At 74.7% G+C, this 15,724-nt stretch carries 2 protein-coding genes; both read right to left on the bottom strand.

Features of this window, described 5'->3' with window-relative positions; all coding sequences use genetic code 11:
- Window positions 1-37 precede the first annotated feature (37 nt).
- Window positions 38-6,673, bottom strand: coding sequence for an SDR family NAD(P)-dependent oxidoreductase (locus ACZ7DY_RS02260; protein WP_471128889.1), 6,636 nt, complete (start codon window positions 6,671-6,673; stop codon window positions 38-40).
- A gap of 6 nt (window positions 6,674-6,679) precedes the next feature.
- Window positions 6,680-15,550 carry a type I polyketide synthase gene (locus ACZ7DY_RS02255; protein ID WP_471128886.1) on the bottom strand — a complete coding sequence of 2,957 codons (8,871 nt, stop codon included), beginning with the start codon at window positions 15,548-15,550 and terminating at the stop codon, window positions 6,680-6,682.
- Between the last annotated feature and the right edge of the window lie 174 nt (window positions 15,551-15,724).

Raw genomic sequence — 15,724 nt, 5'->3', positions numbered from 1 at the left:
CCGCCCGTGATCGCGGGGCGTGCGGCCGGCATGCGGCTCACACCCCGAGTTCGTTGTCGATGAAGTCCAGTACTTGTTCGGCGGTGGCCGTCTCCAGCTGGTCCGCCGCGTCGTCGCCGCCGTCGGCGGTGGTCGTGCCTGCCGCCATGGCCGCCGTGAAGCGGGCGAGCAGCGCTTCCAGGCGGGCCGTGACGGCCGCCTGGTCGAGGCCCTGTGCGACGGCGGCGGACAGGGTGTGTTCGACCCGGGCCACCTCCCGCAGCACCTGGGCGGTCGTGTCGCCGCCCGTGGCGGTCGCGGCGCCGGCCCCGTCGGGGGCGAGCCGCTCGGCCAGGTGGGCGGCGAGCGCGTGGGCCTGCGGGTAGTCGAAGACCAGGGCCGCGGGCAGCTTCAGGCCGGTGGCGGCCGCGAGCCGGTTGCGCAGTTCGACCGCCGTCAGCGAGTCGAGGCCCAACTCCTTGAACGGCGTGTCCACTTGGACCGCGTCCGGGTCGGCGTGCCCGAGGACGCCGGCGGCGTGGGTGCGGACGAGTCCGGTGAGGAGCTCGACCCGCTGTTCGGCGCCGAGCCCCGCGAGCCTGCCCTGCCAGTCCTGTGCTCCGCCGTCGGCGGCCGCGGTGGGCCGTGCGGCGGCGGGTGCCCCCGCTGCGGCCAGGGCGCGCAGCACGGTGGGGACGGGTGCGTCGGAGCGGGCCGGGACGCGGGCGTCCAGGTCCATGGCGAGCAGGTCGGGGCGTCCGTGGCTCCGTGCGGCGTCCAGCAGGGCGCAGCCGCGGGCCGCGCCGGTGGGCTTGATGCCGTAGCGGTCGATGCGGGCACGGTCGGCGGCGGAGAGGGTGCCGGTCAGACCGCTCGTGGTCTCCCACAGCCCCCATGCCACGGAGAGGCCCGCAAGGCCCTCGGCGCGGCGCCGAGCGGCCAGCGCGTCGCAATAGGCGTTCGCGGCGGCGTAGTTGGCCTGGCCCGGGGTGCCGAGGGTGGAGGCGAAGGACGAGAACATCACGAACAGACCGAGCCGCATCCCGCGCGTCGCCTCGTGCAGGCGGCGTGCGGCGGCGGCCTTGGGCGCCCACACCCGGGCGAGGCTCTCGGGGCTCTGCGCGCCGATCAGCGCGTTGTCGAGCACACCGGCGGCGTGCACGACGCCGGTCAGCGGGTGCGCCGGGTCGATGCCCGCGATCAGCGCGTCGACCGCCTCGGGGTCGCTCACGTCGGCCGCCACGAAGGTGACCTCGGCGCCCGACGCGGCGATCCGGTCGGCGAGTTCGTCCGCTCCCTCGGCGTCGCCGCCGCTGCGGCCGGCGATGAGCAGGTGCGTGCAGGCGCCGGTGCGCGCCAAGTGCTCGGCGACGGCGGAGCCAATGGTGCCGGTGCCGCCCGTGATGAGGACGGTTCCGTCGGGATCCAGTGGCGCGGGTACGTCGAGTACCAGCTTGCCGGTGTGCTTCGCCTGGCTCATGTGGCGGAACGCCTCGCGCGCCCGGCCGAGGGGCCATGCGGAGTGCGGCAGCGGCCGCAGCGCGCCGGTGGCGAAGAACTCGCCGAGCCGGTCGAGGAGTTGCCCGAGCCACTCGGGCCCGGCGTCGGCGACCAGGTCGAAGGCGGTGTACGTGACCCCGGGGTGCCCGGCTGCCACATCCTCGGGGGCACGGAGATCGGTCTTGCCCATCTCGACGAACCGGCCGCCCTCACCCAGCAGTCGCAGCGACGCGTCGATGAACTCACCGGCGAGACTGTTGAGTACGACGTCGACGCCCTGCCCGCCGGTCGCCGCCCGGATCGTCTCCTCGAAGTCGAGATCACGGGACGAGGCACGATGAGCGGCGTCGATTCCCATCTCTTCCAGCACCGCGTGCTTGGCCGGGCTCGCGGTCGCGAACACCTCCGCACCCAGATGCCGGGCAATCTGCACCGCAGCCATGCCCACACCACCCGTACCGGCATGGACAAGCACCCGCTCCCCCGCCTTGAGACCGGCCAGCTCCACCAACCCGTACCAAGCCGTCAGGAACGCCGCCGGGGTGGCAGCCGCCTCCCGCATGTCCCAGCCGTCCGGGACGGGCGCCAGAGTGCGCGCGTCGGCGACCGCCCACGGCCCGAACGCGCCGTCCACCATGCCCATCACGCGGTCACCGGCCGACAGGCGGGTGACACCGGGCCCGACTTCGGTGACCACACCGGCCACTTCGGTGCCGGGCAGCGCGTCCGGGTCCGGATACATGCCCAGAGCGATCAGTACGTCACGGAAGTTGACCCCCGCGGCGTGCACGGCGACGCGGACCTGACCGGCTCCCAACGGACCCAGCACGGCGTCACAGGGCTCCGCCACGACCGCCTCCAGCGTTCCGGACTCCCCGCCGACCAGGCGCCAGGCCCCGGCGCCGGGCGGCCCGGCCACCTCGGCGGGCTCGTCGGCCCGCGCCCAACGCGGCACCAGCACCCGGCCGCCCCTGAGCGCCAGTTGGGGCTCGTCCGCGTCCACCGCGCGTCGCACCGCGTCGATCACGGCGGAACGGTCGGCGGAGTCACGGGGCCCGTCCATGTCGAGCAGCAGGAAGCGGCCCGGGTTCTCCGACTGCGCACTGCGCACCAGACCCCATACCGCCGCGCCCGCCGGGTCCGCCGCGCGCACCGCCCCGAGGTCGTCGGCGGGATCGGCCGCGTCGACCGCGCCCCGGGTCACGAAGATGAGACGGGTCTGCTCCAGGGCCGGTGCGGCGAGGAACTCCTGCACGACCCCCAACACCCGCTCAGCCACGGCGAGTCCGTCCTCACCGCGGGTCTCGACGGGGGCGAACACCACGGCGGGCACGGCAGCGGCGTCCGCGAGAACACCCACGTCCCGATACCGTTCCAGGTCCGCGCCGAACTCCGCGTACGCGTCCGGCGCCGCGTCCGCCTCGCCGAGCACCGCGCAGCCGGACGCGACGAGCGTGCCGGCCCCGTCGTCCGAAGCCGGTACGGGCAGCGGCGACCAGCGCAGTTCGTAGAGCCCATCCGTGCCGGGCCCGGCGGCGGTCCGCATCTGCCGGGCACTGGTCGACCGCAGCCGCAGCTCGGCCACGTCGAGGACGGGCCCACCGGCGGGGTCGGTCACCGTCAGGGCCACCGTCTCCTCGTCACCCCCGGACAGCCCGGCGAGCCGGACCCGGACGGTGGTGGCCTCCGTCGCCCACAGCGAGACACCGCTCCAGGTGAACGGCAGCAGTACGTCCCCTCCGTCGGCCCCGGCCGGGCCCCGCTGGGCGAGCAGCGGATGCAGGGCCGCGTCCAGCAGCGCCGGATGGATCCCGAAGCCCGCCGACGAACCGGCCTGCTCGGGCAGCTCCACCTCCGCGAGGAGATCCGGGCCGTGCCGCCACAGCGCCCGCAGCCCGCGGAAGGCCGAACCGTAGGCGTAACCGGCCGCGGCGACGTCGTCGTAGAAGCCGGTCACGTCCACCGGCTCCGCACCCGCCGGCGGCCATGCCCCGGCCTGCGGCGCGGGCCGTACCGCCGCGTCGCGCCCGAGCTCCCCCACCGCGTGGCACAGCCATCCGGCCGAGGCATCCCGCTCGGGCCGCGAATACACGCGTACGTCCCGTCGACCCTGCTCGTCCGCCGCACCCACGGCGACCTGGACCTGGAGGCCCCCGGTCTCCGGCAGCACGAGCGGCGCCTGCAATGTCAGTTCCTCCACCGTGGCGCAGCCCGCCTCGTCGGCGGCCCACAGCACCCACTCCACCAGCGCCGCACCGGGCACCAGGGCGGTTCCGGCCACCACGTGCCCGCCCAGCCAGGCGCCGCGCTCGGCGGAGACCCGGCCGTTGAGCACCACGCCCCCATCGGCGAGAGCGACCGCGGTCGGCAACTGCGCGTGCCCCGAACCGCCCGCGTCCCGCCCCGCACCCCGCATCACGGAGTCGGCCAGCCAGTAGCGTCGCCGCTGGAAGGCGTAGGTGGGGAGGTCGACGGTACGAGGGGTGGGGTCGGCCGGGAACCAGCGCCGCCAGTCGACCTCGGCACCGGAGGTGAAGGCGTGGGCGGCGGCACGGGTGAGCTGGGTGGTGTCGCCGTGGTCGCGGCGCAGGGTGGGGACGACGGTGGCGGGGATGTCGGCCCGCTCGATGGTTTCTTCCATGCCGAGAGCGAGCACCGGGTGGGGGCTGGCTTCGATGAAGAGCCGGTAGCCGTCCGCGAGCAACGCCTCCACGGTGTCGGCGAAGCGGACCGGCTGACGGAGGTTGGTGACCCAGTACTCCGTATCCAGGGCAGTGGTGTCGGCCAGGCGCTCCGCCGTGACCGTCGAATAGAAGGCGACATCGGTACTCGACGGGGTGATGTCGGCCAGTCGCTCGGTCAGCAGGTCGCGGAGTTCGTCGATCTGGGGACCGTGGGAGGCGTAGCCGACGTCGATGACCCGGGCCCGCAGACCACGCGCCTCCGCATCGGCGACAACCGCCGCGACATGTTCCGGCGGACCCGAAATGACCGTGGAAGAAGGCCCGTTGACAGCCGCCACGCACACACCCGGCCGGTCGCCGATGAGCTCGGCAGCCTCCTCAGCCCCCGTCCCCAGCGACGCCATGTCGCCATGCCCCTGAAGCTGCCGGAGCGCATCACTGCGCACCGCAACAATCCGCGCCGCATCCTCCAGCGACAACGCCCCGGCCACACACGCGGCAGCCATCTCCCCCTGCGAGTGCCCGATGACCGCAGCCGGCTTGATCCCGTAGTCCTCCCACACGGCGGCCAGCGACACCATCACCGCCCACAGCACCGGCTGGACAACCTCGACCCGGGACAGCTCACCGCCATCCCCGCGCAACACCTCCGTCAACGACCAGTCCACGTACGCCGAAAGCGCCCGCTCACACTCCGCGATCCGTCCAGCGAACACCGGCGACTCATCCAGCAGTTGAGCACCCATGCCCACCCACTGCGACCCCTGCCCCGGGAACACCAGTACCGGCCCTGGCCCCACATCACCGGCCACCCCCGACACCACACCCGGCGACGTCTCTCCCGACGCCAGGGCTCCGAGGCCTGCCGTCAGGGAATCCCGGTCGCGGCCCACGACCACGGCCCGGTTCTCGAACACCGAGCGGCTCGTCACCAGCGACCAGCCGACCTCTCCGGGCAGCGCCTCGGTGTCGCCCGCCACGAACTCGCCGAGGCGGCGGGCCTGTTCGCGCAAGGCCTCCTCGGTACGGCCGGAGACCACCCACGGCACCACCGTGCCCGGCGCATGCTCGGGGCGGTCGTCCCGCTCGGCTCCTCCGGCCGTCTCCCCCGACGCCGCGTCCGGTGCCTCTTGGGGCGCCTCCTCCAGGATCACGTGCGCGTTCGTGCCGGAGATGCCGAACGCGGATACGCCGGCGCGGCGCGGGCGGCCGGTCTCCGGCCACGGCGTGGGTTCCGTGACGACCTCGACGGCGCCCGCGTCCCAGTCCACGTGCGGGCTCAGTTCCTCGACGTGGAGCGTGGCGGGGACCATGCCGTTGCGGATGGCCATGACGGTCTTGATGACACCGGCGACACCGGCGGTGGCGTGGGTGTGGCCGATGTTGGACTTGAGGGAGCCGAGCAGCAGGGGCCGGTCGCGGTGCTGCCCGTAGGTGGCGAGCAGCGCTCCGGCCTCGATGGGGTCGCCCAGTTTGGTGCCGGTGCCGTGGGCCTCCACGGCATCCACCTCGGCGGGGGCGAGCCGGGCGTTGTCGAGGGCGGCGCGGATGACCTGTTCCTGGGCCGCGTCGTTGGGGGCGGTCAGGCCGTTGCTCGCGCCGTCCTGGTTGACGGCCGAACCCCGCAGAACGGCCAGCACGTTGTGGCCGTTGCGGCGTGCGTCGGAGAGGCGCTCCAGGAGGATCAGGCCGATGCCCTCGGAGAAGCCGGTGCCGTCGGCCGCCGCGGCGAACGGCTTGCAGCGGCCGTCGGGGGCCAGACCCCGCTGGCGGCAGAACTCTGTGAACATCAGCGGGCTCGACAGCACCAGCACGCCGCCCGCGAGGGCGAGGTCGCACTCGCGCTGGCGCAGCGCCTGGCTCGCGAGGTGGACGGCGACGAGAGAGGCGGAGCAGGCGGTGTCGACGGTGACGGCGGGGCCCTCGAGACCGTAGTTGTAGGCCACGCGTCCGGAGATGACACTCGTGAGGCTTCCCGTGGTGGCGTGTCCCTCGAACCCCTCCGGGATGCGCGGGAGTTGGGACATGTAGTCCTCGCTGGACACTCCGGCGTAGACGCCGGTGCGGCTGCCCTTGAGGGTGACGGGGTCGATGCCCGCCCGTTCGAACAGCTCCCAGGACGTCTCCAGCATGAGGCGCTGCTGCGGGTCCATCGCCAGGGCCTCGCGCGGGCTGATGCCGAAGAAGTCGGCGTCGAAGGAGCCGGCGTCGTCCACGAATCCGCCGTGGCGCACGTAACTGGTGCCGTAGGTGGCCGGGTCCGGGTGGTACAGGCCCTCCAGGTCCCAGCCCCGGTCGGTGGGGAAGTCCTCGATGGCGTCCTTGCCGGCGGCGACGAGGTCCCACAGGTCCTCGGGCGACGACACGCCGCCCGGGAACCGGCAGGCCATGCCGACCAGGGCCACCGGCTCCTGCCTGCGCTCCTCCTCCTGTGCGAGGCGGCGGCGCGTGTCATGGAGCTCGGTGGTCACCCGGCGCAGATACTCGACCAGTTGCTCTTCACTCGCCATGTGGGGTCACCCGGCCTTCGGAGTGGGGGTCGCGCGCGAGGTGTCGTGCCCGACACCCAGCTCGTTGTCGATGAAGTCGAAGATCTGATCGGCGGAGGCCGCCTTCAGCCGGTCGGCGGCGCTGTCGTCGTCGTCCGCGGTGCCGGTGGACGCGGGGGCGTCCGTGGTCTTCCACCGGGCGAGGAGCGCCTCCAGGCGGGTGGTGATCTCGCCCGTCTCCTGCTGCGGGAGCCTGGCCGCCAGCGCTGCCAGGGTGTTCTCCATGCGGGCCAGCTCGCTCAGCACGGCGGCGGGGGCGGGAGGCCCGTCGGCGCCCTGCGCGGCGGACTCGGCCGCGGGCGTGTCGTTCCCGCCGGTCAGCCGCTCGCGCAGGTGTGCCGCGATGGCCGCCGGTGTCGGGTGGCGGAAGACGAGGGCGGTGGGCAGGCGCAGTCCGGTGTCGGCGACGAGCCGGTTGCGCAGCTCGACCGCGGTCAGCGAGTCAAGGCCCAGCTGTTTGAAGGTGGCGTCGCCGCGCAGCGCCTCCGGGTCGGTGCGGCCGAGTACCGCGGCGGCGTGGGTGCGTACGGCGTCGATGAGCAGGCGGAGTTGTTCGGCGGCCGACAGGGGGGCGAGGCGTGCGGGCCAGTCGGTCGGGGGCCTGCGGTCGGCCGCCGTGCGGCGGGCCGGGGTCTGCCCCGCGGCCAGGGCGCGCAGCGGCGCGGGCAGGGTGGCGGGGTCCTCGGCGGCCAGGGCGCGGACGGCCGCCCTGACGCCGACCAGGGGGTGGCCGCCGTGTCCGCGCGCGGCGTCGAGCAGGGCGGGCAGCCGGCCGGGCGGCGTCTCCTTGAGACCTGGCCCCGGGGCGGTCGGTGGCCCGTAGGCGAGGGCCACGCCCGTCGTGGTCGTGGTGTGCCGTCGCAGGGCGAGTGCCTCGCGGAAGGCGTCGGCTCCTGCGGTGATCCCCGGCCGGGGAATGCCCAGGGCCGCGCCGGCCGGGGACAGCACGGCGAAGAGGGCGAGCGGCAGGTGGGCGGTGGCGGCGTGCAGGGCCGCCGTGACACCGGCGCTCGCCGCCCACGCCCCGCCGGGAGCGGGGTCGTCGGTGTCGTGGGTGGTGTCGGTGACGTGGATGACGCCGGTGAGGGGGTGGTCGGAGTCGACGGCGGCCACGATGTCGGCGACGGCGGCGGGAACCGCCGAGGAGGCCGCGACGTGGCTGACGGTTGCGCCCGAGTCACGCAACTCTGTTGCCAGTCGGTCGAGTTCGCTTCCGTCGGGTCCCGCTTCGCCGCTGTCCGGAGCGGTGAGGAGCAGCAGGTGTCCGCACTGTCCGGCGCGTACGAGGTGGGTGGCGACGGCCGCGACCGGCGCACCGGCCGCCCCGGCGAGCAGGACGGTGCCGTCCGGGTCGAGCGGGCGAGCCGTCTCATGGGCACCGGCATCCCGGACCACCGCGAGACGGGGTACGAGGAGACGGCCCGCGCGCAGGGCGAGGCGAGGCTCGTCCGTCGCGAGCGCGGTGGTGAGCGCCTGTGCGAAGGCGGCGTCGTCCGCCCCGGTGCCGGTGTCCGTGTCGATGAGGAGGAACCGGCCCGGATGCCTGGCCTGCGCGTCCTCGACCAGTCCGCGTACGGCGGCGACCGTCGGGCCGGGCAGCCGCCCGTCGTCCGTGGCGACCGCGCCTCGGGTGATCAGCACCAGGGGGGTGCCGGTGAACCGTGCGTCGGCGAGCCAGCGTTCGAAGAGGGCGCCGGTCCGCGTGACCGCGGCCAGGGCGACGGCGGGGTCGTCGTCACCCGCGTCGACGTCGGCACCGATCTCGGCGGGAGCGTCGGCGCAGACTTCGACGACGACGGCGGACGGTGCCGGCGTCCCCCCGTCGACGGCCGCGTCCAGCGCGTCGAGGTCCGGGTACCCGTCCGGTCCCAGACGCGCCCAGCCGAGCCGGTCGCCCGCCTCCGCACCCTCACGCCCGGCGGCAACCCCGGCCCCGGCATCCGGCACCCACCGCAGTGCGTACAGGTCGGACACCCGGTCACCGGCGGCCCGCAGTTCCCGGGCCCCCGCCGCCACGACGACCAGAGCCTCGCAGGTCAGCACCTCGGCACCGGCCGGATCGCTCACGCCGACCCGCCAGCTCCTCCCGGACTCCCCGGACTGTCCGGCCTCGCCCTGGTCCAGCGGGGTGAGACGGACGCGTACGGAAGTGGCACCGGTCGCCCATAGAGAAACGCCGCTCAGCGTGAACGGCAGCCATACCTGGCCGTCCGCGTCCGGCCGCTCGCCGAGGAGCGCGGGGTGCAGTGCGGCGTCGAGGAGAGCGGGGTGGATGCCGAACCCCTTGGCGTCCGGGGCCTCTTGGGGCAGTACCGCCTCGGCGAAGAGCTCGTCGCCGCGCCGCCACACGGCACGTACTCCCGTGAAGGCCGGCCCGTAGCCGACCCCCGCCTCGGCGGCCCGCTCGTAGAAGTCGCCCAGGTCCACGGGCTCGGCGCCGGAGGGCGGCCACGCCTCGTCCGAGGAGCCGGGGCGCCCCGAAGGGCCCTCGGCCGCGGGGCGTACGGCCTCGGCGACCAGCCGTCCAGCGGCATGGCAGGTCCAGGGCGCGCCGCTCGCGTCGGGGGCGTCCTCGTCCTCGGGTCGGGCGTAGACGTGGAGCTCACGGTGGCCGTCCTGCCCGTCGGCGGGACCCACCACGATCTGCACTTGTACGCCCGCGGTCTCCGGCAGGGTCAGCGGCGCCCGGAGCGTCAGCTCGTCGACGCCCGCGCATCCGGCCTCGTCGGCGGCGCGCAGCGCCCATTCCGTGAGCACGGTGGCGGGCACGACCGCGGCGCCGAAGAGGGTGTGCTGGGCGAGCCAGGGGTGGCTGTGCCTGCTGATGCGGCCGGTGAGCAACCGTACGTCGCCGTCGGCGAGTTCGGTCGCCGCACCGAGGAGCGGGTGGCCGGCCGCGGCGAGGCCGAGGCCCGCCGCGTCCTGGGTGCCCGCGGGCGCCTCCAGCCAGTAGCGGCGCCGTTGGAACGCGTACGTGGGCAGCGGGACGGTGGGCGTGCCGTTGGCCGGGAACCACTTCTCCCACCTGACCGCGCACCCGGCGGCGTAGGCCTGCGCCAGCGAGAGGGCCAGGCGTGCCTGGCCGCCGTCGTCGCGGCGCAGGGTGGGAACGGTGACCGCGTCGGCCCCGGCTTCCTCGAAGGTCTCCTGCAGCCCCAGGGTGAGGACGGGGTGGCTGCTGGACTCGATGAAGACGCGGTGTCCGTCGGCCAGAAGTGCGGCGATGGCGTCGGCGAACCGGACCGGCTGCCGCAAATTGGTGACCCAGTAGCCGGTGTCGAGGCCGGAGGTGTCGACGCGGGTGCCGGTCACGGCCGAGTAGAACGCCACGGGCGCCGTGCGGGGGCGGACGCCCGCGAGGGTGCGGGTGAGTTCGTCGGTGATGGCGTCGACCTGCGGGCTGTGCGAGGCGTAGTCCACGTCGATGACGCGGCCGCGCAGCCCGCGCGCCTCGGCGTCGGCCACGACGGCGGCCACCTGTTCCGGCGGGCCCGAAATGACGGTCGACGAGGGCCCGTTGACGGCGGCGACCCCGACGCCCGGCTGCCCCGCGACGAGTTCGTCGGCCTGCTCGCGGCCCACGCCGAGGGAGGCCATGGCGCCCGCGCCGGAGAGCTGCCGCAGGGCCCGGCTGCGCAGCGCGACGATCTTCGCGCCGTCCTCCAGGGTGAGTGCCCCCGCCACGACGGCCGCGGCGATCTCGCCCTGGGAGTGGCCGACGACCGCGGCCGGGGTGACACCGTGGTCCGCCCAGACGGCGGCGAGCGAGACCATGACGGCCCACAGCACCGGCTGGACGACGTCGACGCGGGACAGCTCGCCGCCGTCCCCGCGCAGCACCTCGGCGAGGGACCAGTCGACGTACGCGGAGAGCGCCTGCTCGCACTCGGCGATCCGGGCGGCGAACACCGGCGACTCGTCGAGGAGCCGGGCGCCCATGCCCACCCACTGCGACCCCTGCCCGGGGAAGACCAGCACCGGGCCGGGGCCGACATCGCCCGCGACGCCGGATACGACGTCGGCGGACGCCTCGCCCGCGGCCAGCGCGGCGAGGCCGGCCGCCAGCGTGTCCCGGTCGCGGCCCACGACCACGGCCCGGTGCTCGAACGCGGCCCGCGTGGTGACCAGCGAGCGGCCCACGGCCGACACCGGCACCGTCGCGTCGCCCGCGACGAACTCACCCAGGCGGCACGCCTGTTCGCGCAGCGCCGCTGCGGTCCGCCCGGAGACCACCCAGGGCACCACCGCACCGTCCGCTGCTTCTCCGGACTCAGGTGCCGTCAGTCCAGAGGTGAGCGCCGCTCCCGTAGCCGTCCCGGCCTCTTCCAGTACGAGGTGCGCGTTCGTGCCGGAGATGCCGAAGGACGACACGGCGGCGCGGCGCGGACGTTCGCCGCGGGGCCAGACGACGGGTTCGGTGAGCAGCCGGACCGCGCCCGTCGACCAGTCCACGTGCTCGCTCGGCGCGTCGACGTGCAGGGTGGCGGGCAGCAGTTCGTTGCGCAGCGCCATCACCATCTTGATGACGCCCGCGACGCCGGCGGCGGCCTGCGTGTGACCGATGTTCGACTTGACCGAGCCGAGCCACAACGGCCGTCCCTCGGAACGTCCTTGGCCGTACGTGGTCAGCAGCGCCTGCGCCTCGATGGGATCGCCGAGCGTGGTGCCCGTGCCGTGGGCCTCCACCGCGTCGACGTCCTCCGGCGCGAGCCGGGCGTCGGCGAGGGCGGCGCGGATGACGCGCTGCTGGGAGGGGCCGTTGGGGGCGGTCAGGCCGTTGCTCGCGCCGTCCTGGTTGATCGCGGAGCCCCGGATCACGGCGAGTACGTCATGGCCCCTGCGCCGCGCCTCGGAGAGGCGTTCGAGGAGGACGAGGCCCACGCCCTCGGCCCATCCCGTGCCGTCGGCACCCGCCGCGAACGGCTTGCAGCGGCCGTCCGGTGCAAGGCCGCGCTGGCGCGAGAACTCGGTGAACATGCCGGGGGTGGCGAGGACGGTGGCGCCGCCCGCCAGCGCCAGGTCGCACTCGCCGCGCCGCAGCGCCTGGGCCGCCAGGTGGAGCGTGACCAGCGACGAGGAGCAGGCGGTGTCCACCGTCAGGGCGGGCCCTTCCAGGCCGAAGCTGAACGAGAGGCGGCCGGAGGCCACGCTGGGGGTGCTGCCGGTCAGCAGGTAGCCGTCGGTGGACCGGGACGGCTCGTGCAGCCGGGGGCCGTAGTCCTGTCCCGTCATGCCGACGAAGACACCGGTGGGGCTGCCCTTGAGCGCCGTCGGGTCGAGGCCGGCCCGTTCGAAGGCCTCCCAGGCGCATTCGAGGAGCAGCCGTTGCTGCGGGTCGACGGCGAGCGCCTCGCGCGGGCTGATGTCGAAGAACTCCGCGTCGAAGTCGGCGGCGTCGTACAGGAACCCGCCCCTGCGCGTGTAGCTGGTGCCCGAGCGGGTGGCGTCGGGGTGGAACAGCCGGTCCAGGTCCCAGCCGCGGTCGGTGGGGAAGTCGCCGATCGCGTCGGTGCCGTCAGCGACCAGCCGCCACAGCTCCTCCGGTGACCCCGCGCCGCCCGGGTAGCGGCAGCTCATGGCCACGACGGCGATCGGGTCCTCGTCGGTTTCCGTGCCGGGAACGCCCGTGCCGTCGGGCCGTGTTGGGAGCGGGGGTTCCGCCGTCCCGGTGAGGAGGGACCTCAGGTGGGAGGCGACGGCCAGGGGCGTCGGGTGGTCGAAGGTGAGGGTGGCGGGCAGCGGCAGGCCCGTCGCCGTGCCGAGCCGTTCGCTCAGCTCGGCCGCGGCCATCGAGTCGAAGCCCAACTGCTTGAAGGTGCGGGCGGTTTCGACCGTCTCCGAGGTGGCGCCGAGCACCAGGGCCACCTGTTTGGCGACCAGGCCGATGAGGGTGCGCTCCTGGTCGGCGACGGTGAGTTCGGCGAGTCGCCGGGCCAGCCCGGTGCGCGCGTCGTTCTCCTCGTCGGCCACCGGCGCGGGCCGCTCCGAAGGTTCGGCCTCATCCGGTGCCGCATCCTCCGGGACGGCGGCGCTCGGGGCGGCGTCCTGAAGGGAGTCCGGCGGGGTGGTGTCGGGCCAGTGGCGTTCGCGCTGGAAGGCGTAGGTGGGCAGGCTCGGGCGGTCCGCGGTGCCGGTGTCGTCGCCGTACGCCGCCGTGAAGTCGACGTCGGCGCCGCGCACGTACGCCTGCGCCAGAGCCGTCATGAAGGTAGTGGGCTCGTCGCGGCCCCGGCGGCACACGGCGACCGCCACAGGACGGCGGGCCGAGTTCGCGGACGGTGCCGAGGACGGCGGGAAGCACTCGCGGGCCATCGCGGACAGCGGGGCGTCCGGGCCGAGTTCGACGAACGTGGTCACGCCGCGCTCGCACAGCCCCCGCACACCGGACAGGAACCGCACGGGCTCACGCGCGTGCCGCGCCCAGTACTCGGGGTCGGCGAACTCGGTGCCGGTCACCGGCGCGCCCGTCACGTTCGAGACGACGGGGATCTTCGGTGTACGGAAGGTCAGGCCGGCGGCGACGGCGCGCAGGTCGTCGAGGACGGCGTCCATGTGCGGGGAGTGGAAGGCATGACTGACCGTCAGGCGGCGTGCCTTGCGGCCGCGGGCCCGCCAGTCGGCGGTGAGCCGGTCGACGGTGTCGCGGTCGCCTGAGACCACCACGGAGCCGGGGCCGTTGACGGCGGCGACGGTGACCCGGTCCTCGTGCCCGGCGAGCAGCTCGGCCGCCTCGTCCGCGCTCGCCTGCCAGGCGGCCATCGCGCCGGGCGCCCGCACCGCCTCCATGAGCCGGCCGCGTGCGGCCACCAGGGCGCCGGCGTCCGCCAGCGAGAGGACGCCGGCCACGTGCGCGGCGGTGATTTCGCCGACCGAGTGGCCGAGGACGTGGTCGGGCCGCAGGCCGAAGGAGGCCGCCAGGCGGTACAGGCCCGTCTCGACGGCGAAGAGCGCCGGCTGGGTGTACGCCGTCCGGTCGAGGAGCGTGCGGTGTTCGGCGTCCTCACCGAAGACGATCTCGCGCAGCGGGTGTTCCAGATGGGCGTCGAGCTCCGCGAACGCCTCGTCGACGGCGTCCGCGAAGACGGGGAAGGCCGCGTACAACTCGCGGCCCATGCCCGGCCGTTGGGCGCCCTGGCCGCTGAAGAGGAAGGCGGTCTTGCCGTTGCCGTCCGCCTCGCCGCGCACCACGGACGGGCTCTCCGCTCCCTCGGCCAGCACCTCAAGAGAGGTGAGGAGCTGGGTGGTGTCGGTGCCGAGCAGCACCGCGCGGTGGGTGAGGGAGGCCCGGGTGGTGGCCAGCGCACGGCCGAGCCGTGCGGCGTCGGGGGCGGGACCCGCGGCGAGGTGTTCGCGCAACCGCGCGGCCTGGGCGTGCAGTGCCGGGGCGGTGTGGGCGCTGACCGGCCACGGGACAGGGGGCGCGGCGGCGGGTTCGGCCGTTGTACGGGCGGGCTCGTGCGGCCGGGAGAGGACGGTGTGCGGTTCGGCCTGCGGTTCGGCCTCCGGCGTGGCCGGGGCGGGGGCCGCGGACAGGACGAGGTGGCTGTTGGTGCCGCCCATGCCGAAGGAGGACACGCCGGCGAGCAAGGGCTGTTCGGGGCGGGGCCAGGCGCCCGGCTCCCGCTGGACGGCAAGTCCGAGTTCGGTGAGCGGGATGGCCGGGTGGGGGGTGTCGAAGTTGAGGCTCGGCGCGAGCCGCCGGTGGTGGATGCTCAGGGCCGTCTTGAGCAGTCCGGCGATTCCGGCGGCGGCCTCGAGGTGGCCGATGTTCGTCTTGGCGGAGCCCACGGCGAGCGGGGTGGTGCGCGCCGCGTCCTGCCCGAGGGCGGCGCCGAGCGCGGCGGCCTCGATCGGGTCCCCGACGGGGGTGCCGGTGCCGTGCAGTTCGACGTACTGGATCTGGTCGGGACGCACCCCGGCACGGCGGCAGGCGAGCCGCACCACGTCCCGCTGTGCCTGCCGGCTCGGCTGGGTGAGGCCGTCGGTCGCGCCGTCGCTGTTGACGGCGCTCCCCCGGATCACGCAGTAGACCGGGTCGCCGTCGCGGCGCGCCGCGGCGAGCGGCTTGAGGACGACGAGCCCGCCGCCCTCGCCGCGCACGAATCCGTCGGCGCGGGCGTCGAAGGTGTGGCAGCGGCCGGTGGCGGAGAGGCCGCCGAAGCGGGCCGCGGCCAGTTCGGTGGAGCGGGGCGAGCAGATGAGGCTGACGCCGCCCGCGAACGCGGTGTCGCTCTCGCCGTTCCTGAGGCTCTCGCAGGCCAGGTGCACGGCGACGAGCGAGGAGGACTGCGCGGTGTCGACGGTCAGGCTCGGGCCCGCCAGGTGGTACGTGTACGAGATGCGGTTGGCCAGGATGCCGCGGTGCACGCCGGTCATCGTGTGCCGGGCGACGGCGCGGTCGGTCCGGCGGTCGAGGACGTGGGTGTAGTCGTCCCAGAAGGCGCCGACGAAGACGCCGGTGCGGCTCCCGGTCAGCGTGGGCGGCCGGATCCCGGCGTCTTCCAGGGCCTCCCAGCTCAGTTCGAGGAGCAGCCGCTGCTGGGGGTCCATCGTCTCGGCCTCGCGCGGGCTGATGTTGAAGAATCCCGCGTCGAAGCCGTCGATCCGGTCCAGGAAGCCGCCGGGCCCGTGGAGACCCGAGTCGGCCCGCCGGCGCTCGGGCGGCGTGGCGCGCACAGCGCTGCGCCCCTCGCTCAGCAACTGCCAGAAGGCGGCCGGATCGGCCGCGCCGGGCAGGCGGCAGGCCATCCCGACGACCGCGATCGGCTCGGGGAGCAGGCTCTCGTCCGACGACGGCGAGGACGACGGCGAGGACGATGACGGTGAGGACGTCGCCATCACGTCAGCTGCGGTCGAGCTCGGAACAACTGGCTGCCACAAGACATCAACGGCGCTCCCGGTCCGAAATCGGAGATCGCTACGAGTACCGGGCTCATCGTGGGCGGGCTCTCTAAAGGCGCCCCAAACCCCGGCTAGCCGCCTGCCGCTTTAGCCGCGCGCTAAGGTCCGCCG

The organism is Streptomyces sp. NPDC037013 (assembly GCF_055607265.1).
Note: the sequence above shows the minus strand (reverse complement) of the source record. Positions and strands in the feature narration are given on the sequence as shown.